Source organism: Rahnella sp. P4_A8 (genome assembly GCF_056402435.1).
This window is the reverse complement of the sequence record NZ_JBFUHK010000001.1, coordinates 56,639-77,551: the sequence shown is the minus strand read 5'-3', so window position 1 is coordinate 77,551 and position 20,913 is coordinate 56,639. Positions and strand designations below refer to the sequence as shown.

Sequence of the window (20,913 nt, the reverse complement as noted above, 5' to 3'; positions counted from 1 at the left end):
AGGGAAACCTCATCAATGACAACAAAACCTCTGACCCGCGCCACGCTGTATGTGACGGGCAATATCAACGTGGATTTGATCATGAGCACGTTGCACGAATGGCCGAAAAAAGGCACGGAAGCGATGCTCGAAAGCAGTTCACTGCGCCCCGGCGGGTCGGCGGGAAACTGCGCGCTGGCACTCTCTGCGCTCGGTTCCCCTTTTCGTCTGGTGGCAAATCAGGGCAATGACCAGTTCAGCGGCTGGCTGGCAGGTATGTTCCCGGAAAGCGCCTCACGCTGGCCGACCTGCGATTGCGAAACCTCGCTGACCTTTGGCGTGACACATCCTGATCACGAAAGAACATTTTTCAGCAATCAGGGACATATAGTTCGTTTATCCATGCAGGACGTTCTGGGGCAAATCCCTGAAACGGCACAGGCCGGAGACTGGGTATTGCTGTGCGGCACCTGGCTGTGTACCGCGCTTTACACTGACTATCCGCAACTCCTGGCAGCGCTGAAACAGCGTGGTTATCAGGTGGCTGTCGACAGTGGCTGGCCGCCGGAAGACTGGAGCGATGCGTTACGTGAACAGGCGGCAAAATGGCTGCCATTCTGCGATGCGCTGCTGCTCAATGAAGTCGAAACACTCGGGCTGGCCGACGCCACCACACTGGACGCCGCCGCGCTGACGTTGCTGGAGCAGATGGCGGATAACGCCTTTTGCGTGGCGAAATGCGGGCCGGAGGGTGCGCGTCTGTGGGCCAAAAATCTGACGCTGCATCAGCACGCCGAACCGGTCGGGGTGGTCGATACCATCGGTGCCGGAGACAGTTTTAATGCCGGGTTTTTATCCGCGCTGATTTATGGCCTGCCGCCTGCCACGGCGCTGCAATGGGGAGTTCGCGTTGCCGGTTGTGCCATCAGCAGTTCCCCGCGCCGTTACCCTGACTGGCAATCACTTTTTGGCCTTGTGGAGAAAATCTAAATGGCTCTGGTAGAACTGGTAAAAGTCGCCAAACATTATGGCAAAGTGCAGGTGCTGAAACCGCTGGATCTGACCATCCCTGACGGCAGTTTCACCGTGCTGGTCGGCCCCTCGGGCTGTGGAAAATCCACCTTACTTCGCCTGCTGGCCGGGCTGGAATCCCTGTCTGACGGCGATATTCTGCTCGATAAACAGCAGATCAATAATTTTGACCCCGCCGATCGTGATATTGCGATGGTATTCCAGAGTTACGCACTGTATCCGCATCTTACCGTGGCCGAAAACATGGCATTCCACATGCAGGTGAAGAAGGTGCCGAAAGCCGAACAACAGGCCAAAGTGCTACAGGCCGCAAAAGTGCTGGGTATCGATCACTTACTGAAACGCCTGCCGAAAGATTTGTCCGGCGGTCAGCGCCAGCGTGTGGCGATGGGTCGTGCGCTGGTGCGTAATCCGAAAGTGTTTCTGTTCGATGAGCCCCTTTCCAACCTCGATGCCCAGTTACGTATGGAACTGCGCGCAGAAATCAAATCGCTTCATCAGCAGTTCCGTACCACCACGGTATATGTGACCCATGATCAAATCGAAGCCATGACGCTGGCCGATAATATCGTGGTGATGAAAGACGGTTTTATCGTACAACAGGGCGATCCGTTGTCGATTTACGATAAGCCGGTAAATACCTTTGTGGCGCGTTTTATCGGTTCACCGCCCATGAATCTGCTCAGCGGTGTCTTCCGCAATATTGACGGTCAGCCAGGTGTGAACTGTAATCAGTTGTGGTTCGCACTGCCGGAGAAGTGGGCGTTGCAGGCACGGCACGCTGAGGGAGAACCCGTCACGCTCGGCCTGCGTCCGCACGATTTAAAACCGGCAGAGCACAGTACCCAACCTGCCGCCACATTACGGTTGCTGGAAGTGACCGGAGAAAGCAGCCTGTTGCACATCGACTGGTGCGGTTTCCCGCTGCACGTTCAGTTCGCCGGACGCGCCCGTATCAGCGCCAGTCAGCCGCTGTATCTCGATGCCAACCGCGAGGCGATCCATCTGTTTGATGCCCAGACCGGTGAACGGCTGGCAGAGGATCTGCGGTAAAAATGACTCTCAATGGAGATAAACTATGGAATACCGTCTGTTAGGCCGGTCTGGCCTGAAAGTTTCAGTTCTCAGCCTGGGTACCATGACGTTTGGTGGTCAGGGGAAATTTGCCAAAACCGGGCAAACTGACGTTGAGGCCGCACAACGCCAGACAGGATTATGTCTTGATGCCGGGATTAACCTGTTCGATACCGCCGATGTCTATTCTGGCGGTGAATCGGAAGTGATCCTCGGTAAAGCACTGGGCAACAAACGTCACGACGTGCTGGTGGCCAGTAAAGCCCGCTTTCCAATGGGTGAAGGCCCGAATGACCGTGGTTCGTCCCGTCATCATATTCTGCGCGCTTGTGAAGCCAGCCTGAAACGTCTGAACACGGATTATCTGGATTTATATCAGTTGCATGAATGGGACGGCCTGACGCCACTGGAAGAAACGCTGCGGGCGCTCGACGATCTGGTCAGCAGTGGCAAAGTGCGTTACGTCGGTATCTCTAACTTCTCCGCCTGGCACGTGATGAAAACGCTGGGCGTGGCCGACGCTAACCACTACATCCGCCCGGTCAGTCAGCAAATCCATTACACCCTGCAGGCGCGTGAAGCTGAATATGAGTTGCTGCCTGCCGCGCAGGATCAGGGGCTGGGCGTGCTGGTCTGGAGCCCGCTGGCAGGCGGCCTGCTTTCCGGTAAATATCGCCGCAATCAGGCGGCACCGGAAGGCACCCGTCATCTGGCCGACTGGGGCGAACCGCCGGTGCGTGATGAAAGTGCGCTGTACGACGTGGTCGATGTGCTGGTGGACATCGCCGAAGCCCGTGGCGTTTCTGCGGCGCAGATTGCGCTGGCCTGGCTGATTGCCCGTCCGCAGGTGACCTCGGTGATTGTCGGGGCGCGCAACGACACGCAGTTGCAGGATAACCTGCTCGCCGCTGATTTAACCCTCAATAACGAAGAAATTGAACGACTTAATCAGGTCAGCCAGTTACCTTTGTTGTATCCTTACTGGCATCAGGCGCAGACCGCACCGGATCGCTTGTCTGTAGCGGATTTATCGCTGATCGCGCCCTATCTGAAAAAGTAACTGCAACAAAATGATACGCACTGAGACCGGTTGACTATGCCGGTCTCGTTATTTTTGTGTTAATACTTAAAGAGTTTCTTTAGTGGGCCTCGTGCACACCTTGCTTAAAAACTGAGGAATACCGGGATGATTATTTTTGTTACCGGCGCAACTGCCGGATTTGGTGCTGAAATCGCACGTAAATTTGTTAAAGAAGGCCATAAAGTGATTGCTACCGGTCGCCGTAAAGAGCGTCTGGATGACCTGAAAGCCGAACTGGGAGACGCGCTGTACGCTGTTGAACTGGACGTGACTAACCGGGCTTCTATTGAAGAAGCTATTGCCAGCCTGCCTGCTGACTGGCGTAACATTGATGTTCTGGTTAACAACGCCGGTCTGGCACTCGGTCTGGAAAAAGCGGATAAAGCCTCGCTGGAAGACTGGGACAAAATGATCGACACCAACACCAAAGGGCTGGTGTACATGACACGCGCCGTGTTGCCGGGCATGGTTGAACGCAACACCGGGCATGTGATAAACATCGGTTCCACCGCAGGCAACTGGCCATACGCAGGCGGCAACGTGTATGGCGCGACCAAAGCGTTTGTGCGTCAGTTCAGTCTGAACCTGCGCACCGACCTGCATGGCACCCACGTTCGCGTCACCAATATCGAGCCGGGCCTGTGCGGTGGTACTGAATTCTCCAGCGTGCGCTTTAAAGGCGACGACGAGAAAGTCAGTAAAACCTACGATAACACTAATCCGCTCACCGCAGCCGATGTAGCCGAATCCGTATTCTGGGTATCCACCCTGCCGGCACACGTCAACATCAACAGCATCGAAATGATGCCGGTCAGCCAGTCTCTCGCCGGTTTGCAGGTACATCGCGAAGGGTAATATTGCGCCCTGACTGACACGAAAAGCAGCTCCGGCTGCTTTTTTATTATCTGCCTTTTATCAGTGCGCACAAAAAAGGCGCGGCAACCTGCCCGCGCCTTTCCGACATCCGGCAACCGAAAACGTATTACGCGCTCAGCCAGCCCAGTTTAATCACAAACAGAATCGACAAGACGATAAGCGCAGAATTCAGCTCACGCCAGCGACCGGTCAGCAGTTTTGCCAGCGTCCAGGTGATGAAACCAAATGCGATACCGTTGGCGATGGAATACGTAAACGGCATGGTCAGCGCAGTCACGGTGACAGGCGCTGCCACGGTGATGTCTTTCCAGTCGATTTCAGCCAGGCCAGACGTCATCAGAACCGCGATGAACAACAGAGCCGGAGCCGTTGCGAAGGCCGGAACGCTGCCTGCCAGCGGAGCGAAGAACAGGCTCAGCAGGAACAGAATAGCCACCACAATCGCCGTCAGACCGGTACGCCCGCCAGCGCTCACGCCTGCTGCGGATTCGATGTAGCTGGTGGTGGTTGAGGTGCCGAGCAGTGAACCGAACAACGCCGCCGCACTGTCAGCGACCAGCGCACGGCCCATTTTCGGGATATTGCCGTCTTCATCCGCCAGCCCTGCGCGTTTGGTCACGCCAATCAGGGTGCCGGAGTTGTCGAACACATCCACGAACAGGAACGCGAACACCACGCTAATCAGCGAAACGTTAAACGCGCCTTTGATGTCCAGTTGCATGAAGGTTGGCGCAATGGAAGGTGGCATCGACATTACGCCGCCAAACGGCGAATAACCCAGCGCAATCGCCAGAACGGTCACGGCCAGCACACCGATCAGCACCGCGCCGGTGATTTTACGCGCTTCCAGCACCACAATCAGAATGAAACCGAGCATCGCAAACAGCGGCCCCGGCTTGGTCAGATCGCCCAGACCGACCAGCGTCGCCGGGTTAGCGATCACAATACCGGCATTTTCCAGCGCAATCAGCGCCAGGAATAAACCGATACCCGCCGCAATGGCCGAACGTAATGGCAGCGGAATACTGCGGATAATCCATTCGCGGATTTTAAAAATCGATAACGCGAAGAAAATACAGGCTGAAAGGAAAACGGCCCCCAGCGCGATCTGCCAGGTGTAACCCATATGCAGCACCACGGTGTAGGTGAAGAAGGCGTTTAACCCCATGCCCGGAGCCAGTGCGATCGGGTAGTTGGCGATAAAGCCCATCAGTGCGGAACCGATTGCGGCAGCAAGACAAGTAGCCACGAAAACCGAACCTTTATCCATCCCCGTCGCGCCCAAAATAGACGGGTTAACAAACAGAATGTAGGCCATTGCTAAAAATGTAGTGAGCCCAGCCACAATCTCAGTCCGCACGTTAGTACGGTGAGCTTTTAACTTAAATAGTTTTTCTAACATGAGAAGGAATCTCTTGGTCGCGTGATCACTTTCAGTCTGGTGATCAAAAATGCACGCTTGTTATTAGTGTTGTTTTTCAAAACACACGCACGCGCACCAGCAGAACGAACGCCACAATTCGTCCCACCATTATCCCGTGGAATACGGCACGCGAGCTTAAACGTGTTTTGACGAACCCTGTCATTGCCCGTTTTGCCTGTAAAACAACCTGAGGTGATTGTTTTACAAAGGGGCATCGCACAATCTAGGAAAAATGAGTGATGCAGTCCATAATAGTTATCTCACTTATTCACTGCATAAATTAGTACACCCATGTCGCCATTCTCCCGTTTTTCGCAATATTTTACCGAAGTCGCCCGAACAGGAAGTTTGCGCAAAGCGGCAGAAGTGCTGCACGTCTCGGCTTCAGCCATAAACCGGCAGATCCTGCAGGCTGAACAAACGCTGGAAACCCCGCTGTTTGAACGCTTGCCGACAGGCCTGAAACTGACCTCAGCAGGCGAAATTTTATTCGATGACATCCGCCGCTGGCGGAAAGAATTTTCCCGCACCCGCGAACGTTTCGATGAAATTCAGGGACTGCGACGCGGGCATGTCACCATCTCTATGATTGCCGCTCTCAGCGAAGGCATGGTGGCGGAACTGATTGCCGACGTGGGCGCAGAACACCCTTACCTGACGTTTGATATCCGCATCGAAGACAGCCGGAACATCAGCGAACAGGTCAGTTCAGCGGAAGTGGATTTTGGATTGTTGCTCGATCCCGTCGAACATACCGGGCTGGAAGTACGCGCTTTTGCGGAATTGCCCATCGGAATTGCGATGCCGGTGGGTCATAAACTGTCGCAGAAGGAATCGTTGTCGTTCAGCGACATCGCCTCCTACCGGCAGATCATTCCCTCCGAACCGCTGATGGTCAATGCCCGCGCCAGACTGCTGTATAACCGCTATCAGTTACTGGAAACGCCGTCGATCGTTTGTAATGACGTGCGCATGATGCGCGAACTTATCCGCAAAGGGGCCGGTGTCGGCGTGCTGAGTTTGCTAGATGTATTGCCAGATTTACAGGAAAAGCGACTGGCGTTTGTGCCGCTTCAGGGCCGCAGTGCCAAACCGCTGACGCTGGCGTTGTGCGTTGCCCCGCGCCGCCAGTTATCCCGCGCGGCGCAAATTGTGATTCAGAAAGTGATTGTGCTGATGGAAAGATTATCGCAATAGCCGTTCACGCCGTTTTCCAGCCAGAAATGATGATCAGCATCCCCGCCAGAGCCACACATGCGCCCAGCCAGTCGGTGGCGCTGAGCTTCACGCCATCGACAAACCGCAGCCACAGCATGGCAGTCATGACATAAACCCCGCCGTAAGCCGCATACACCCTGCCGCTTGCCGCCGGATGCAATGTCAGCAGCCAGACAAACGCCGCCAGGCTGAGCGCCCCAGGCAATAACAGCAGCACATTTGCCCCTTTGCGCAGCCAGAGATAAGGTAAAAAGCAGCCAATGATTTCTGCCAGTGCGGTCGCAAAGAACAGTAAAGACGTTTTGAGCATAATTGGGCCAGGTTTACAGTCCGAAGTTCAATAAGATATCAACCAGTTTACCGGCAGAGGGTGACGTCATTCGGCCGGATGTTATAATGCAATTATTCGCCTGAGCGATGTGTAAATTAAAAGGATGAGCTGATGAATACAACGTTTAAATCCCGACTGACCCGCAGCATTCTGCCTGTGGCTTTGCTGGCTATAACCGCCAGCTGGCAGGCGCCTGCACTCGCGGCCACCAATTGTGCGGGCGGAACCTGTGTCTTTGGCGGTACCGGCAATGATGCCATGACCAACGAAGAAGCACGTCAGAGCAAAGAGCAATGGAATGAAACCCAACGCCTGCGCGCCATGAAAAACCAGCGTAACGAGAAAGACTTCTCCAAATACGACAATTCGATTGATCTGCGCGACAAGTGTCAGGCCAGCCAAAACATCAATGCGTACTGGGAACCGAACACTGAGCGCTGCCTTGACCGTCGTAATGGCCGTCAGTTACTGGCTCCGTAAATCCTATCTGCTAGACTCATAAGTACACTGGTTTTCATAAAAGGAATGAATGATGAAAAAGACACTTTTAGCGGGTCTTGCTGTCGTTATGTTCGCACCGCTGATGGCACAGGCTTCCTGTGAAAGCGTAAAAGCTGACATTACCCAGAAAATCGTGGCAAACGGCTTGCCTGAATCAGGGTTTAAACTCGATATCGTGCCAAATGATCAGGCCGATCAGGCTGGCGGGCAGGTCGTGGGCCACTGCGGCAATGACAGTCAGAAGATTGTGTATACCAAAACCGCCGATGCGGGTGACAGTTCAGCGGCAAGTCCTAAGACCGGGACCAGCCAGGATTCACAGTAATATTCGCGGTGATGTCGGAGCGGATATCACCGGCGGTTTATCACTTGCAGTGAAAGCCCGATGACCTGATCGGGAACCTTTCGGTTTCTTAATAACAGTTATCATACGATCTTCGCACCGAAACCACCGGGAGAGAAAAGTGCTTTTTCCCTCCCGGATCTCCCTTCACGTTTTCAACACACGCTGCCGCTCCGTTCAGCAAGCTTTCTGAAACAACCTTGCCTTTTAAAAAAACAAAACAAGTAAGGTGATGAGTTGCAGCGACTCCTGCCACCATTTCGACTACAATGGTAGCCACTTTCCTCACAGGATGCGGTAAAAATGAAAAGACTGACCCAACAAGATATGACGGAAAGCGAACAGCGTGAGTTAAAAACACTGCTGGACAGAGCCCGTAAAGCACAGGGCCGTGAGCTGACGAATTCGGAAAATAACCGGATTAAAGATGACTACATCGATACGTTGATGGCAGAAAAAGAAAAAGTCGCTGCGAAAGCGCGGGCCGAAAAGCGCCGTAATAAAGCCGTTCCAAGCACTTCTGCAACATACGACTGGACAGCCCGCACTCATCCGCGTGGTCGTCGTTAAACGTTAACTGAACCTCTGCGTTCCTCACGCAGAGGCCTCAGCCCTCAGGCTTCCAGTAATCTGAAACCGTGCGTTCCGTCTTTTTCCAACTGCCCGACCAGCCCGTATTCCCAGTCCAGATAATCCTGCATCGCCTGCGGGCTGACATCCGTGCCTTCGTACGGACGACGATATCTGTCTTGCGCGTCGTCCAGATAAACAGAATCCCCCCGCTCAAGCAGCAACCCGTGGTCGATCCAGCCCACCGTGCCTTTCTCCAGCAAATAAACGGGTTTGCCGGTTAGTCCGGCCACTTCCGTGACAGCGTAACGTGYCAGCAAACCGCTGGTGCAGGTGACAACCCAACGCGCTTTCTGCGGTTGTAAGGCAATAATTTGCGGGATATTGCCCCGTGTTGTCCAGACCGCACCCGGAATGCGCCGGTTACGGAAATTCGCGCTGGTGGTGAGATCGAGAATGCCGGTATTACCCTCACTCAGCCAGTTCAGCAGTTGTTCCGGTTTGACAGATTCCACAGCCGGTGCGGGCGCAACCCGGGCTTTCCAGTCGCCTTGTTCAGTCAGATCTTCAGCCCTCACTTCGGCGATATACACTTCCCAGTTCATCTGTGCCAGCCATGAGGCCGCCATGCGCGCACGCACACCATCATTATCCACCAGCACTATTCGCGCGCCACGAACGCTGGCATAGTGATCGGTTTCCTGAACCAACTGGCCACCGGGAACGTGTCGCGTGCCTGCCAGATGCCCGGCACGAAACTCTTCTGCCGTGCGCACGTCAAACACGTATAACGTGCGGGAATCATCCTGTTGCCAGTTACGTAATTGTGACAACGTCACTGAGCGCACGCCCGCGCGTAAAGCCAGAGTTTGCGCGCCTTTCAGCGCAACCCTGCGTGAGGCTTCACTCAGTGCCGGAAACTGTTTATGTTGCAGGTGCGACAGTGCCTGCCCCGCCAGCGTCCAGCCAATCGTACCGTTACGCAATGCAGACACCGGCTGCGTAAATCCGGCATTAATCAGAGATTGCGTGCCGATAATGCTGCGGGTACGCCCCGCACAATTGATGATCACCTGCGTGTTGTCATCAGGCACCACATCTTTCAGGCGCAGCACAAGTTCGCCTCCTGGTACGCTCACGCCGCCCGGAATACTCATCACCTGGTATTCATCAAAACGGCGCACATCCAGCACAGCAATGTTTGCCCCCTGCTGTTGCAATGCCAGCACCTGTTCCGCACTCAGGGACGGTGTCTCGTAATGATGTTCAACCCATTCCCCGAAGGCTTTACTGGGCGCGTTCACATCAATAAATATCTCACCGCCCGCTTCTTTCCAGCCAGCCAGATCACCGGCCAGCAACGCGATATTCTGATACCCCAGCGATTTCAGCAATTGAGCCGCCCGCATGGTTTTACGCTCGCCGCGCTGCACGTCATAAAATTCACCATTGTCATACAACGTAATAGCCGTCAGACGGTTTGGTATGCGATCCAGCACTTCCAGTTCGAGTTTAGACAAAGCCAGATTGGCAGCAAATAAGGGATGTCCGGTGGCAAAGGCCGCTTCTTCACGCAGGTCAACCAGCGCCACATCCTGTCCTTCGAGCAACGCCTCGCGGAGTTCAGAAAAATGGCGCAAAGGCAGTGAATATGAATCAGTCATGATTTCTCTCTTTTGACAGGTCCCAGATATTGGGAAGGTGCGGGCTGGAGTAGCCGGAAATAAAGGTTTTCCCGGTGCCGTCTGGCAGATAAACCGCCCGTGAAACCGCACCGATATTGCCGCCGTAAACGTGAATGCTGACCGATACCTGATCCTTGAAAAAATTGCTGACCTGGTGGATATCCAGGTGATCGGGGGAGATTTTCCCGACGTCGCCAACGTGCAGCGTAATGGGATTTCCTTCCGGTTGCAGCGTTCCGTCGGGGTGGCGGGTATAATTCTGGCTGACTTCTGCACCGCGCAGCATACCTATCAGCCCCCAGACACGATGGTCATGCACTGGTGTTTTCTGCCCCGGCCCCCAGACAAAACTCACCACAGAAAAACGCGACAGCGGATCGGCGTACAAGAGATATTGCTGATAATGTTCAGGATGAGGCTGCGCAAACTCCTCCGGCAGCCAGTTATCTTCGCCGATAAGACGGGTCAGCAGTTCGCTTCCCTGCGCCAGTATTTGCGTCTGACCGTGCGGTTCCTGCACCAGCCGGGTGAAGTCCGCCAGAAATTGTCTCAGCGGCGCGAGCTGTAAAGTCGTCATCACTTTCCTCATACTTCATCACTGTTTCCGACAGGTTAGCATCGCCATGATCCAAGCAAAATTCATTTTATGGATAAGCTAATATGCAAATCACACATAAAAATGTGCATCAGGATCCAGCGTCCGCGTGAAAATTGTTTTATCCTGCCGGCAGCCGTTTTTACGTTAATCCTGACGCTGAGTGCCTATGAAAATTGAAGACCTGACTGCTTTTGTCGCCGTTATCCGCCTGCAATCTACCCGGCTTGCTGCCGATGAGCTGGGGCTGACACAGCCGGCAATTACCCGTCGGGTACAAAATTTTGAAGAATCGCTGGGCATTCCGCTGCTGAACCGCCAGACCAAACCCCTGAAACCCACGCTGATGGGCAACCGTGTTTATCAGCAATGCCGTCATATCTTGCGTGAGGTGGATGCGCTCAGTGATTTGGTTGCCGCTGACAGTCCACCTTCCGGCCTTCTGCGCCTTGCCGTGCCACAAAGCCTGAGCGAAAGCAGTCTGTTGCCTGCCCTGAAAACCCTGTCTGCGCAATTTCCGCAAATCCAGCCGCGACTTTCCAGCGGCTGGGGCGACGAGTTGTTGTTACGGATACAGCAGCAGGAACTGGAAGCGGCGGTCGTGCTGTTCCCTGCCAGTAAGCAATTCCCGGAGGGTGTCGAAAACCAGCCGCTGGGTACGGTCGATTTAGTGGTTGTCGGCCCGAAAGCACCGCAGGCTTTGCCACAACGTCTGGAAGATTGTTATCAGCACGGGTGGATCCTCAATCCGCATGGCTGTGGTTTCCGCGCCGCCCTGCAGCGCGCGCTGACTGAACAGGGTTTACCTTTGCTCATCAATCTTGAGGCGTTTGGCACGACCTTACAATTATCCCTGATTGCTGAAGGGCGCGGCCTGGGGCTGATGCCGCGCGCGCTGGTAGAAAAACATGCACTGCGCCCTGAACTGGCGCTGTATGACCTGAAAGATTTCGCCCCCCGCAGCCAGTTGTGGCTGATTTATCCCAACGTTCCTGCGAGTCAGGTACCGGCGATTGATGCGTTTGCCGCCGCGATTGCTAACGGGTTGGATTGTGGCAGGTAGTGATTATGGGATTGCCATCCGGACTGGCATTAAGGTCAACCCCCTGGGCGCGGTGCCCAAAGCAACACCTGTTCATGCACATTTTTTATATTAGCTTATGAAGATAATGAATTTCTCACATAGTAAGTTGCCGTTTATGGTGATAACTCCTGCCAGCGCAGACCTTCATCCGCTGGCCTCATCCCGAGGAGTGACAGCCTATGAGCGTGCAATTTATTGGTATGATCGGACACCGTCTGGCTTCTGAAATCATCCCACCGACCGGCCCGATTTTCGATAAAAAATACATTTCCGATTTTGCCAAAGCCCATGAAGATGCTGGCTTTGACCGCATTCTGGTGGCCTATGCCTCCGACCAGCCCGATGCTTTTCTGGTCACCGCGCACGCCGGGGCCAGCACTTCCCGCATTCATTTTCTTCTGGCTCACCGGCCGGGATTCGTCGCGCCGACCCTCGCCGCCCGTAAGCTGGCGACCCTCGACCACCTGCTTGATGGTCGCGTGGCAGTGCATATCATCAGCGGTGGCAGCGATGCGGAACAACGCCGTGACGGTGATTATGTGGCGAAATCCGGCCGCTATCAGCGCACGGATGAATACATCGATGTACTGAAACAGAGCTGGTATTCAGAAACCGGTTTTGACCATCAGGGTGAATTTTATCAGGCGGAAAATGCTTTCTCTGCCATTAAGCCCTGTCAGAAAAAACTGCCGGTATTTTTCGGCGGATCTTCCGATGATGCCATCCGTGTTGCGGGTAAACAGGCGGATGTATTTGCGTTATGGGGCGAGCCGCTGGCCAGTGCAGCAGAAACGGTGGAAGCGGTAAAAGCCTCTGCGGCAAAACACAACCGGGATATTAACTTCAGTATTTCCTTCCGCCCTATCCTCGGCAAAACAGAAGAAGAAGCCTGGGCGAAAGCGGATGAAATTCTCACTAAAGCCACCGCCCTGCAAGCTGAGAAAGGTCAGGTGCTGGCAGCCAAACCCCAAAGCGTGGGAGCTCAGCGTTTACTGAAAGCCGTCGCGCAAGGCGATCGTCTCGATTCCTGCCTGTGGACCGGCATCGCCGGGCTGATTGGCGGCGGTTCCAACTCTACGGCCCTGGTCGGTACGCCGGAACAGGTCTCCGATGCACTGCTGAAATATTACGATCTGGGCATCACCACTTTCCTGATCCGCGGCTTTGATCCGCTGAATGACGCCGTCGAATACGGTAAGAGTCTGATCCCGCTGACGAAGCAGAAAATCGCTGCGCGGGAAGCCCGAAAACACACCGCCGTTACTGCCCTGATTTAAGGAAACCCGATGCGACTGAATGTGAGAAATCTTCTGCTGCTGGTCACGCTGACCGGCGCTGTGTTCGCCACAAATGCCGAACAAATTACCCTGCGGGTCGCCGATCAGAAAGGCAACATGCGGGCACAGCTGGAAGCGGCAAATAAGCTGGATAAGCTGCCCTATAAAATTGAATGGTCAGAGTTTCCGGCTGCTGCGCCGCTGGCAGAAGCGCTGAATGCACAGGCGGTAGATGTGGGCATTATCGGTGATGCGCCGCTGTTATTTGCACAGGCCGCAGGTGCGCAGGTAAAAGCCATCGCCGTGGATAAGTCAGACGCCTACGGCACCGCGCTGCTGGTGAAACCGGACAGCCCGGTCAAAAGCGCCGCGGATCTGAAAGGCAAAAGTATCGCGACCAACCGCGGTTCCATCGGACATTTTGTCGCGCTGAAAGCCCTTGCCTCTGCCGGACTGAGCGCCAAAGACGTCACGTTCCGCTTCCTGCCGCCAAGCGATGCGAAGCTGGCACTGACGCAAGGTTCAGTGGATGTCTGGGCAACGTGGGAACCCTACACCGCCTTCGCTGAGACTCAGGATCATCTGCGTGTGGTCGTAAATGGCCGCGGCTTGTGGTCGGGTAACAGCTTCCTTGCCGCGACGGATACGGCGCTGAAAGATAAAGCTAAACGCGAGGCCATCGCTGACTATCTGCAGCGCCTGAGCGATGCACAGATATGGGCGTACAAAAATCTGGATGCGTACAGCGAAAAACTGGCGAAAATCATCGGCTTCCCGCTGGACGCCGCAAAGCTGGGGTTCGAGCGGCGTAAATCCTACTGGCAGCCGATAGATGCCGCAACCGAGACGCAGCAACAGCAAACAGCAGATTTCTATCACGCGCAGGGATTATTGCCCGTCGCGCTGAATGTCAGCGGCACCTTTGATCATTCGTTCCTGCTGAAATAATCGCGAAGAAGCGTAACACCCCCCTGTTACATCACTTCCCGAAAAATCGGGGAGTGATGGGTAGTCATACGCAGGTTAATTGACTACTCTGCTTAATCACTTCCTTTATCAATCTGACCTCTGATGTCTGGCAACCGGGGACCATTAAATGAGCGACTTTCCGGCTTTATCAATCGGCATGCTTTTGTTTCCGGAACTGACCCAATTAGATCTGACGGGGCCGTTTGAGGTCTTCGCCAGAGCCCCGGGGGCCAAAGTCCATCTTATCTGGAAAACACCGGAACCCGTGACGTCTGACCGGGGCCTGCGTATTTTACCCACTCATACATTTGAAAATTGCCCTGAACTGGATGTCATCTGCATCCCCGGCGGGCCAGGCCAGATAAAACTGATGTCCGATGATGAGACGCTCACTTTTATCCGCCAGAAAAGTGAAAATGCCCGGCTGGTGACGTCAGTATGCACCGGTTCTCTTGTGCTGGGCGCAGCAGGCCTGTTGCAGGGGTACAAAGCCACTTCCCACTGGGTTTCGCTTGACCAGCTTGAATTATTGGGGGCCGAACCGGTTAATGAACGCGTCGTCAGGGATCGCAACCGGATCACCGGTGCGGGGGTAACGTCAGGCATAGACTTTGCCCTGAATGTCATTGCCGATATCTATGGCAACGACATAGCGCAAGGTATTCAGTTGCAAATGGAGTACGACCCTGAACCGCCCTTTTCGTCAGGTTCTCCCCGTGTGGCATCCGCGAAACACGTTGAACAGGCACAAAAACAGATGGCTTCCTTTATTGAGACAAGGCGCCTCGCGACAGCCGCAGCAGGGCTTAAACTACGCAAAGGCGAGTTTATTAATACACAGATAAGCTAAGTTTTCAGCGAGTTGAAGAAACTGTGAACTATCGCCCTGCAAGAAAATTCCGGACGTGGTTAATAGAAGATGTCGCCCGAAATCAGGCTTAGCTAACAGGATGCAGCATGGAAAATTACGCCAACAAAAGCGGTGATTCACAGGTTGTCAGCTTCCAGATTGATGCCAACTCGATCAAAATCCGCTTCAAGAACAATCACGTTTATCTCTACGATATCCGCCATCCTGGCCCCGAACATCTCGAAAAAATGAAGGAACTGGCGCGCGCCGGTTGGGGTTTAAATACCTACATTGAAAGCGAAGTGAAAACGGATTTTTCTTCGAAAGTGTTTTAGGCCGTTCGGGGCGTCCGTGAGCCGGTCGCCCCGCTGCTTTACCTGAATTACAGCTTGTTAACATTCCTCTGTGACAACGTCTCCAGACCCCGCTAGTTTAGGATTATTCAGTCACGGGCTGCCTGCATAAAACGGGCACGCCAGGGTTTCAGTACCCAGAGCGCCAGAATGGCGGTGACAAAATCCAGCGTGATGGCGCAGGTGAATACAATGTTCCATCCGCCCGTGTGCTGATAAATCAGTGCCGCAAGCGGGCCGCCAAAAATGGATCCTATGCCCTGCGACATATACAACCAGCCATAATTGGCAGTGGCATTCTGACTGCCAAAGGTGTCGGTCAGCGTTGACGGGAACAAGGAAAAAATTTCTCCCCAGCCAAAAAACACCACGCCGGACAGCAGAACAAACAACACAGCATTGTCGCGGCACATCAGCCACAAAATCATCGCACAGCCTTCCAGCGCAAATGCGATAAACATCGTCTGCTCACGACCAAATTTATCCGAAATAAAACCGAACAGCGGGCGTGTCAGCCCGTTGGTAAAACGGTCAATGGTCAGTGCCAGCGGCAACGCGGCCATGCCAAACACCACCGCTTCCGTGATACCAAAATCATGGGCAAACACCGCCATTTGCGAGGTGACCATCAGCCCTGAAGTCGACATCATCGCCATCATGAAAAACATCAGCCAGAACAAAGGCTGCCTGAGCATTTGTTTCGGACGGTACTGTTTGCCCTCCGTCACCATGACCGGCACATCCTGACGCTCGCTGAGCGACGGCGGCAGCCGTAATCCCTGGCTGGCCAGAAAACCAATGACGGCGAAAATAACGCCAAAGATAATCAACGTACTTTCCAGCCCGCGACTGGTCAGTGACGTCGAAACAGGGAACGTGGTCAGAATCGCCCCCATTCCGTATCCGGCAGCCACCATTCCCGCCGCAAAGCCACGTTTATGCGGGAACCAGCGCACCATCAACCCGACGACACCGACATAAACAATGCCGGTACCTAGTCCGCCGATGCAGCCATAGACCAGATAAAGGCCGGTAATACTGCTGACTTGTGACGCCAGTACCCAACTGAACCCTGATAACAGCGTGCCGATTGAAATCAGTTTCCGCGGGCCAAAACGTTCAATCAGGCTGCCCTGAAAAGGAGAAAAGAAGGTTTGCAGAATTATCAGTAGCGAGAACGTAACCTGTAACTCTGCCAGCGGAACCCCCAGTTTAAGCGCGAGCGGTTTAGTCAGCAGAGTCCAGACATATTGCGGACTGGAAATCGCCGCCATGCAAATCAGCCCCAGAACTAACTGCCGCCACCGTGCGCTGGCCGCGATTGTCATGGGCATATTCAATGTTGTCATTCGTCGTCTCCCTTATTTCCTGTCAACGCCAGCCAAAGATTTTTAACATTGCTAGCAAGAAATAAGTTCTCAGCAACAAACATGCCACATTGATTCGATGGGATTTTCAGGTAATTACACCTGCCCTGTCCGACGGGGAGGAATAAAGATGTCGCCCCGGTGCCGCAGAATGTTCAACTGTGGTGCAGCAGGTGCAAAAAAAGAGCCTGCTTTTCGGGCAGGCTCTTTTTGCGTTTTGACCAGCGGAACAGACGTTAAATTTTCAGCTTCACATAATCAATCGCACGGCTGATGATCCCGCCTTCTGCGACATCTTCCAGTGCGACCAGCGGCACGGTTTTGATGACTTTGCCGTTATCTACGATATTAATACTGCCGAGCTCCTGACCTTTCTTCAGCGGCGCGTCAATCTGCGGACGGGTCAGCACGTACTGGGCTTTCAGTTTATCGGCATCGGCCTGCGGCACGCTGATAAAGACATCACTCAGTGAACCGACCTTCACCTGTGCATTAGCACCAAACCAGACATGTTCGCTGGAAACGGTCTGATCAGCTTTGAAAATCTGTTTACTGGTATATTCGCGGAAACCCCAGGTCAGCAGTTTGCGCGCCTGTTCTTCGCGGCCTTTTGAGCTTTTACCGCCCATCACGACGGCGATCAGACGACGGTCACCCTGCGTCGCAGAGGCAATAATGTTGAAACCGGCGCTTTCGGTATGACCTGTTTTCAGGCCATCAACCTGCAGGTTTTTATCCCACAACAGGCCGTTACGGTTTTGCTGAGTGATGTTGTCATACGTCAGCGATTTTTCAGCATACATATGATATTCCTCAGGTTCCCCGCCGATAATGGCGCGGGAAAGTTTCGCCAGATCATAAGAGGTGGTGTATTGCCCCGGCGCGTCCAGGCCATGCACAGTCTCGAAATGGGTGTTGGTCAGCCCCATGCTCACCACGTACTGATTCATCATTCCTACGAATGAATCCTGGCTGCCCGCCACATAATCGGCCATGGCCACGCAGGCGTCATTACCGGAAGTAATGATGATGCCGCGGATCAGGTCACGCACGGTGACATGGTCACCTGGCTTTAGAAACATCAGTGAAGAACCGGCCAGACTTTTATTGCCAGCGACCCAGGCTTCCTGCGGTACCGTCACCACATCATCCATGGTGATTTTTTTATGATCTAACGCGCGGTCAATGACATAACCTGTCATCAGTTTGGTCAGGCTGGCCGGGTTACGGCGTTCATCCGGGTTGCCGGCGGCCAGCACATCACCGCTGGCATAATCCATCAGCACAAAAGAAGCGGCGTCAATGCTTGGCGGCACGACAGGGAAATCCAGTGGCGCGATAGCTTTCGCACTGCCTGCGGAGAACATCAATACACAAGATAAAACACTCATTACACTACGTTTCACTGAATCTTCCTTAAACACGCCATATTGCCGGGCTATTATTAAACTCGGCAATATATCAAAAACCTATAGGATAAAATCTGCGGCATAGGTTGCACTAAAACCCCCTGCAGAAAAACCCTTAGTCTTTTGCTAACCATTTCATAGTGAAACGGTTCTGTTACAACTTGCGTTAATTTCCACCAACACCTGCCACTGAGCCTGCAATCAGGTTTTATTATCACAACCCGCTGTTTTCAACAGGGATGAAATACGGTGATGCGCCCCTTTCCTTGCGGGGAATTTCCGTTATTCCCCGATATTTCCCTGCGATAGAGGATTCCTATCGCTCCATCACAGCATTCGATTAGACGTTCTTGTCACCCGCTCCTAAACTTGTGACATAAAATTAACAATCCGGTTAACAACTCATCATCCGGTTTGTTCACAGACAAGACAAAAACCACCTGCGAAGCATAACTATGAAATTCAAAACTGAGATCAAACCCTACCACGGCGCGGCCGGCGGCTGGGGAGCACTGGAATCCACCACCCGTTTCGTCTTCGACAGTAAGAAGGTCCTTTCTAACCTGCGTAACCTGATGCGTGTTAACAAAGGTCGCGGTTTTGACTGTCCGGGCTGTGCCTGGGGAGACGATAATCACAGCACATTCAGCTTCTGTGAAAACGGTGCGAAAGCCGTCAGCTGGGAAGCCACCCGCAAAGCCGTCGAACCTGAGTTCTTTGCTCAACACAGTGTGAGTAAGCTGCGTGCACAGAGCGATTATTTCCTGGAATATCAGGGGCGTCTTACCCATCCGATGCGTTACAACCGCACCACCGACCATTACGAGCCTATCAGCTGGGATGCCGCATTCTCACTGATCGCCAGCCATCTTAACGGGCTGGAAAGTCCCGATCAGGCAGATTTCTACACCTCCGGGCGTGCCAGTAACGAAGCCTCTTATCTGTATCAGGTGTTCGGCCGTATGTTCGGTACCAACAACTTCCCTGACTGTTCGAACATGTGTCACGAAGCCAGCGGTGTGGGCCTCAAACAAAGCATCGGCGTCGGTAAAGGCACTATCCGTCTGGATGACTTTGAAAAAGCCGATGCCATTTTTGTCTTCGGCCAGAATCCCGGCACCAACCATCCGCGTATGCTGCACAGTCTGCGTCATGCGTCTGACCGGGGGGCAAAAGTGGTCAGCTTTAATACCCTGCGTGAACGGGGTCTGGAACGTTTTGCCGATCCGCAAAAACCGCTGGAAGTGGTGACACCGAAAGCCGGTCGTATCAGCGCCGCCTATTACCAGCCAAACCTTGGCGGCGACATGGCTGCCGTGCGCGGTATCGTTAAAGCGTTATTGCAGACACACCGCGAACGTATTGCTTCCGGTCAGCCTTCCCTGTTCGATGAAGAATTTATCGCGGCAAACTGTGCCGGTGTCGATGAGTATCTGGCCGTGGTCGATGCCACCAGCTGGGAAAAAATTACTGAACAGTCAGGTCTGAGTGAACAGGACTTGCGCGAAGCGGCAAGCATTTATATGAACGCCGAACGGGTGATTTGTACCTGGGCGATGGGCGTGACGCAGCATAAACACTCTGTGCCGACCGTGCGTGAAATCACCAACCTGCAACTGTTGTTTGGTCAGCTTGGCAAACCTGGCGCCGGGTTGTGTCCGGTGCGCGGTCACAGCAACGTGCAGGGTAACCGCACCATGGGTATCGATGAGAAAGCGCCAAAAGCGTTGCTCGATGCGATGGAAAGCCACTTCAAATTCACACCACCGCGTGTCCCGGGCCATAACACCGTTGAAGCGCTGGAAGCCATGCTGCGTAAAGAAGCCAAAGTCCTGATCTGCCTTGGCGGTAATCTGGCGGCGGCGGCACCGGATACTCCGCGTACAGAACAGGCGCTAAGCAATCTGGATTTGTCCGTTCAGATCAGCACCAAACTGAACCGTACACACCTGACGCCAGGTGCAGAAGCGCTGATCCTGCCAACGCTGGGCCGTACCGAACTGGATATGCAGGCGACCGGTTCGCAGTTCATCACCGTTGAAGACTCATTCAGCATGGTACATGCCTCCGAAGGCGTAGGCATTCCGTTATCCAAAGAACAGCGTTCTGAAACCGCGATTGTCTGCGGTATCGCTAATGCCGTTCTGGGTGATAAATACCTCGACTGGATGGCGCTGGCTGACGATTACAATCTTATCCGCGAGCATATTGAAGCCACCATTCCGGGCTTCCGGGATTTCAATGCGCGCTGCGATATCAAAGGCGGTTTCTATCTCGGTAATGCGGCAGCAGAGCTGAAATTCAACACCCTGAGTGGCAAGGCCAATTTCAGTGCATCACCGTTGCCTGAAGTGCTGATCCCGATGGGCGACCAGAATGCGCCGTTCACCCTGCAAACGTTACGCTCTCACGACCAGTACAACACCACCATTTATGGCCTCGATGACCGTTACCGTGGTGTTTACGGCCAGCGTGAAGTGTTGTTCATTCACCCGCAGGATCTGGTGGACTTGGGCCTGAAAGACGGTGAACTGGTGGAAATCGAAACGCTGTGGAACGACGGCATTGAGCGCAAAGTGACCGGTTTTAAACTGGTCAGCTACGATATTCCACGCGGTAACCTGGCGGCTTATTATCCGGAAACCAACCCGCTGGTGCCGATGTCCAGTTTTGGTGACCAGACCCACACCCCGACCTCCAAAGCCGTACCGGTGACTATCCGTCGCTGCGAACAAAAAGTGGACCTGCAACGTATCGCATAAGTCGTACTTGCGCGACATCGCGCAAATCTCCCCTTTCGCTTCAGGGTTATGAGGCGAAAGGGGCAGATGCCGCTTGCCCGAAGGGGTCAGATCGCGTAAAACTGTCTGCCGCTAATCGAGCCACATTAACCCCC

The 20,913-nt window shown here is 53.9% G+C and carries 20 protein-coding genes; 14 read left to right on the top strand and 6 right to left on the bottom strand.

Annotation, left to right across the window (positions count from 1 at the left end; all coding sequences use genetic code 11):
* Positions 1-15: 15 nt before the first annotated feature.
* The 4 genes from AC1DUO_RS00330 (at position 16) to ydfG (ending at position 4,021) form a co-directional block, all read left to right on the top strand.
* Positions 16-969, top strand: a complete 954-nt coding sequence (locus tag AC1DUO_RS00330) for a carbohydrate kinase family protein (RefSeq protein ID WP_119261645.1) — start codon at positions 16-18, stop codon at positions 967-969.
* A complete protein-coding gene (locus tag AC1DUO_RS00325; protein WP_013575536.1) occupies positions 970-2,064 on the top strand; it encodes an ABC transporter ATP-binding protein in 1,095 nt (364 codons plus the stop codon).
* Between the two features lie 25 nt (positions 2,065-2,089).
* Positions 2,090-3,145: an aldo/keto reductase gene (locus AC1DUO_RS00320; RefSeq protein ID WP_013575537.1), complete on the top strand. Its 1,056-nt coding sequence runs from the start codon at positions 2,090-2,092 to the stop codon at positions 3,143-3,145.
* A gap of 126 nt (positions 3,146-3,271) precedes the next feature.
* Positions 3,272-4,021, top strand: a complete 750-nt coding sequence (ydfG, locus tag AC1DUO_RS00315; RefSeq protein ID WP_112152274.1) for a bifunctional NADP-dependent 3-hydroxy acid dehydrogenase/3-hydroxypropionate dehydrogenase YdfG — start codon at positions 3,272-3,274, stop codon at positions 4,019-4,021.
* A 127-nt stretch (positions 4,022-4,148) separates the two neighbouring features.
* Here the strand turns inward: ydfG and AC1DUO_RS00310 are convergent, their stop codons facing one another.
* Complete coding sequence (locus tag AC1DUO_RS00310; RefSeq protein WP_013575539.1) at positions 4,149-5,444, bottom strand: NCS2 family permease; 1,296 nt, start codon at positions 5,442-5,444, stop codon at positions 4,149-4,151.
* A gap of 312 nt (positions 5,445-5,756) precedes the next feature.
* Between AC1DUO_RS00310 and AC1DUO_RS00305 the strand changes: the two genes are divergently transcribed.
* A complete protein-coding gene (locus AC1DUO_RS00305; RefSeq protein ID WP_013575540.1) occupies positions 5,757-6,662 on the top strand; it encodes a LysR family transcriptional regulator in 906 nt (301 codons plus the stop codon).
* Between the two features lie 4 nt (positions 6,663-6,666).
* On the opposite strand, the gene AC1DUO_RS00300 is transcribed toward AC1DUO_RS00305, so the two are convergent.
* Entirely contained in the window at positions 6,667-6,993 is a 327-nt protein-coding gene (locus tag AC1DUO_RS00300) for a YnfA family protein (RefSeq protein ID WP_015689934.1), read from the bottom strand.
* A 132-nt stretch (positions 6,994-7,125) separates the two neighbouring features.
* On the opposite strand from AC1DUO_RS00300, the gene AC1DUO_RS00295 reads away from it, so the two are divergent.
* The 3 genes from AC1DUO_RS00295 to AC1DUO_RS00285 all read left to right on the top strand — a co-directional run bounded on the left by AC1DUO_RS00295 (position 7,126) and on the right by AC1DUO_RS00285 (position 8,428).
* A complete protein-coding gene (locus tag AC1DUO_RS00295; protein ID WP_037034037.1) occupies positions 7,126-7,494 on the top strand; it encodes a DUF1283 family protein in 369 nt (122 codons plus the stop codon).
* Between the two features lie 52 nt (positions 7,495-7,546).
* Positions 7,547-7,840 carry a DUF1161 domain-containing protein gene (locus AC1DUO_RS00290; protein ID WP_013575543.1) on the top strand — a complete coding sequence of 98 codons (294 nt, stop codon included), beginning with the start codon at positions 7,547-7,549 and terminating at the stop codon, positions 7,838-7,840.
* A gap of 321 nt (positions 7,841-8,161) precedes the next feature.
* Positions 8,162-8,428, top strand: a complete 267-nt coding sequence (locus AC1DUO_RS00285; protein WP_013575544.1) for a YjbD family protein — start codon at positions 8,162-8,164, stop codon at positions 8,426-8,428.
* A gap of 44 nt (positions 8,429-8,472) precedes the next feature.
* Here the strand turns inward: AC1DUO_RS00285 and AC1DUO_RS00280 are convergent, their stop codons facing one another.
* On the bottom strand, positions 8,473-10,092 hold the full coding sequence (locus AC1DUO_RS00280; protein WP_477986141.1) for a rhodanese-like domain-containing protein: 1,620 nt from the start codon (positions 10,090-10,092) through the stop codon (positions 8,473-8,475).
* On the bottom strand, positions 10,085-10,690 hold the full coding sequence (locus AC1DUO_RS00275) for a cysteine dioxygenase family protein (protein WP_013575546.1): 606 nt from the start codon (positions 10,688-10,690) through the stop codon (positions 10,085-10,087). The genes AC1DUO_RS00280 and AC1DUO_RS00275 overlap by 8 nt, the downstream gene beginning before the upstream one ends.
* Positions 10,691-10,877: 187 nt before the next feature.
* On the opposite strand from AC1DUO_RS00275, the gene AC1DUO_RS00270 reads away from it, so the two are divergent.
* From AC1DUO_RS00270 to AC1DUO_RS00250, 5 genes are all read left to right on the top strand, one after another.
* Positions 10,878-11,771, top strand: coding sequence for a LysR family transcriptional regulator (locus AC1DUO_RS00270; RefSeq protein ID WP_013575547.1), 894 nt, complete (start codon positions 10,878-10,880; stop codon positions 11,769-11,771).
* Positions 11,772-11,971: 200 nt separating this feature from the next.
* Positions 11,972-13,069 (top strand): LLM class flavin-dependent oxidoreductase, encoded by a 1,098-nt coding sequence (locus tag AC1DUO_RS00265; RefSeq protein WP_013575548.1) that lies wholly within the window; start codon positions 11,972-11,974, stop codon positions 13,067-13,069.
* Between the two features lie 9 nt (positions 13,070-13,078).
* The gene (locus AC1DUO_RS00260; protein ID WP_013575549.1) at positions 13,079-14,017 is read left to right on the top strand and encodes an ABC transporter substrate-binding protein; all 939 of its coding nucleotides are present in this window, start codon (positions 13,079-13,081) and stop codon (positions 14,015-14,017) included.
* A gap of 148 nt (positions 14,018-14,165) precedes the next feature.
* Complete coding sequence (locus tag AC1DUO_RS00255) at positions 14,166-14,888, top strand: DJ-1/PfpI family protein (RefSeq protein WP_119261648.1); 723 nt, start codon at positions 14,166-14,168, stop codon at positions 14,886-14,888.
* A 107-nt stretch (positions 14,889-14,995) separates the two neighbouring features.
* Positions 14,996-15,223, top strand: coding sequence for a hypothetical protein (locus AC1DUO_RS00250; protein ID WP_013575551.1), 228 nt, complete (start codon positions 14,996-14,998; stop codon positions 15,221-15,223).
* Positions 15,224-15,330: 107 nt separating this feature from the next.
* On the opposite strand, the gene oxlT is transcribed toward AC1DUO_RS00250, so the two are convergent.
* Entirely contained in the window at positions 15,331-16,590 is a 1,260-nt protein-coding gene (gene oxlT / locus AC1DUO_RS00245; RefSeq protein ID WP_013575552.1) for an oxalate/formate MFS antiporter, read from the bottom strand.
* A 254-nt stretch (positions 16,591-16,844) separates the two neighbouring features.
* Entirely contained in the window at positions 16,845-18,014 is a 1,170-nt protein-coding gene (locus AC1DUO_RS00240; RefSeq protein WP_037034044.1) for a serine hydrolase, read from the bottom strand.
* Positions 18,015-18,472: 458 nt separating this feature from the next.
* On the opposite strand from AC1DUO_RS00240, the gene AC1DUO_RS00235 reads away from it, so the two are divergent.
* Positions 18,473-20,779 carry an FdhF/YdeP family oxidoreductase gene (locus AC1DUO_RS00235; RefSeq protein WP_119261649.1) on the top strand — a complete coding sequence of 769 codons (2,307 nt, stop codon included), beginning with the start codon at positions 18,473-18,475 and terminating at the stop codon, positions 20,777-20,779.
* Positions 20,780-20,913 lie beyond the last annotated feature (134 nt).

Coding starts and splice junctions, on each gene's coding strand:
- AC1DUO_RS00325 (WP_013575536.1), top strand. CDS start 970: ATGGCTCTGGTAGAACTGGTAAAAGTCGCCAAACATTATGGCAAAGTG.
- AC1DUO_RS00285 (WP_013575544.1), top strand. CDS start 8,162: ATGAAAAGACTGACCCAACAAGATATGACGGAAAGCGAACAGCGTGAG.
- AC1DUO_RS00260 (WP_013575549.1), top strand. CDS start 13,079: ATGCGACTGAATGTGAGAAATCTTCTGCTGCTGGTCACGCTGACCGGC.
- oxlT (WP_013575552.1), bottom strand. CDS start 16,590: ATGACAACATTGAATATGCCCATGACAATCGCGGCCAGCGCACGGTGG.
- AC1DUO_RS00330 (WP_119261645.1), top strand. CDS start 16: ATGACAACAAAACCTCTGACCCGCGCCACGCTGTATGTGACGGGCAAT.
- AC1DUO_RS00270 (WP_013575547.1), top strand. CDS start 10,878: ATGAAAATTGAAGACCTGACTGCTTTTGTCGCCGTTATCCGCCTGCAA.
- AC1DUO_RS00235 (WP_119261649.1), top strand. CDS start 18,473: ATGAAATTCAAAACTGAGATCAAACCCTACCACGGCGCGGCCGGCGGC.
- AC1DUO_RS00305 (WP_013575540.1), top strand. CDS start 5,757: ATGTCGCCATTCTCCCGTTTTTCGCAATATTTTACCGAAGTCGCCCGA.
- AC1DUO_RS00310 (WP_013575539.1), bottom strand. CDS start 5,444: ATGTTAGAAAAACTATTTAAGTTAAAAGCTCACCGTACTAACGTGCGG.
- AC1DUO_RS00250 (WP_013575551.1), top strand. CDS start 14,996: ATGGAAAATTACGCCAACAAAAGCGGTGATTCACAGGTTGTCAGCTTC.
- AC1DUO_RS00255 (WP_119261648.1), top strand. CDS start 14,166: ATGAGCGACTTTCCGGCTTTATCAATCGGCATGCTTTTGTTTCCGGAA.
- AC1DUO_RS00275 (WP_013575546.1), bottom strand. CDS start 10,690: ATGACGACTTTACAGCTCGCGCCGCTGAGACAATTTCTGGCGGACTTC.
- AC1DUO_RS00300 (WP_015689934.1), bottom strand. CDS start 6,993: ATGCTCAAAACGTCTTTACTGTTCTTTGCGACCGCACTGGCAGAAATC.
- ydfG (WP_112152274.1), top strand. CDS start 3,272: ATGATTATTTTTGTTACCGGCGCAACTGCCGGATTTGGTGCTGAAATC.
- AC1DUO_RS00265 (WP_013575548.1), top strand. CDS start 11,972: ATGAGCGTGCAATTTATTGGTATGATCGGACACCGTCTGGCTTCTGAA.
- AC1DUO_RS00320 (WP_013575537.1), top strand. CDS start 2,090: ATGGAATACCGTCTGTTAGGCCGGTCTGGCCTGAAAGTTTCAGTTCTC.
- AC1DUO_RS00295 (WP_037034037.1), top strand. CDS start 7,126: ATGAATACAACGTTTAAATCCCGACTGACCCGCAGCATTCTGCCTGTG.
- AC1DUO_RS00290 (WP_013575543.1), top strand. CDS start 7,547: ATGAAAAAGACACTTTTAGCGGGTCTTGCTGTCGTTATGTTCGCACCG.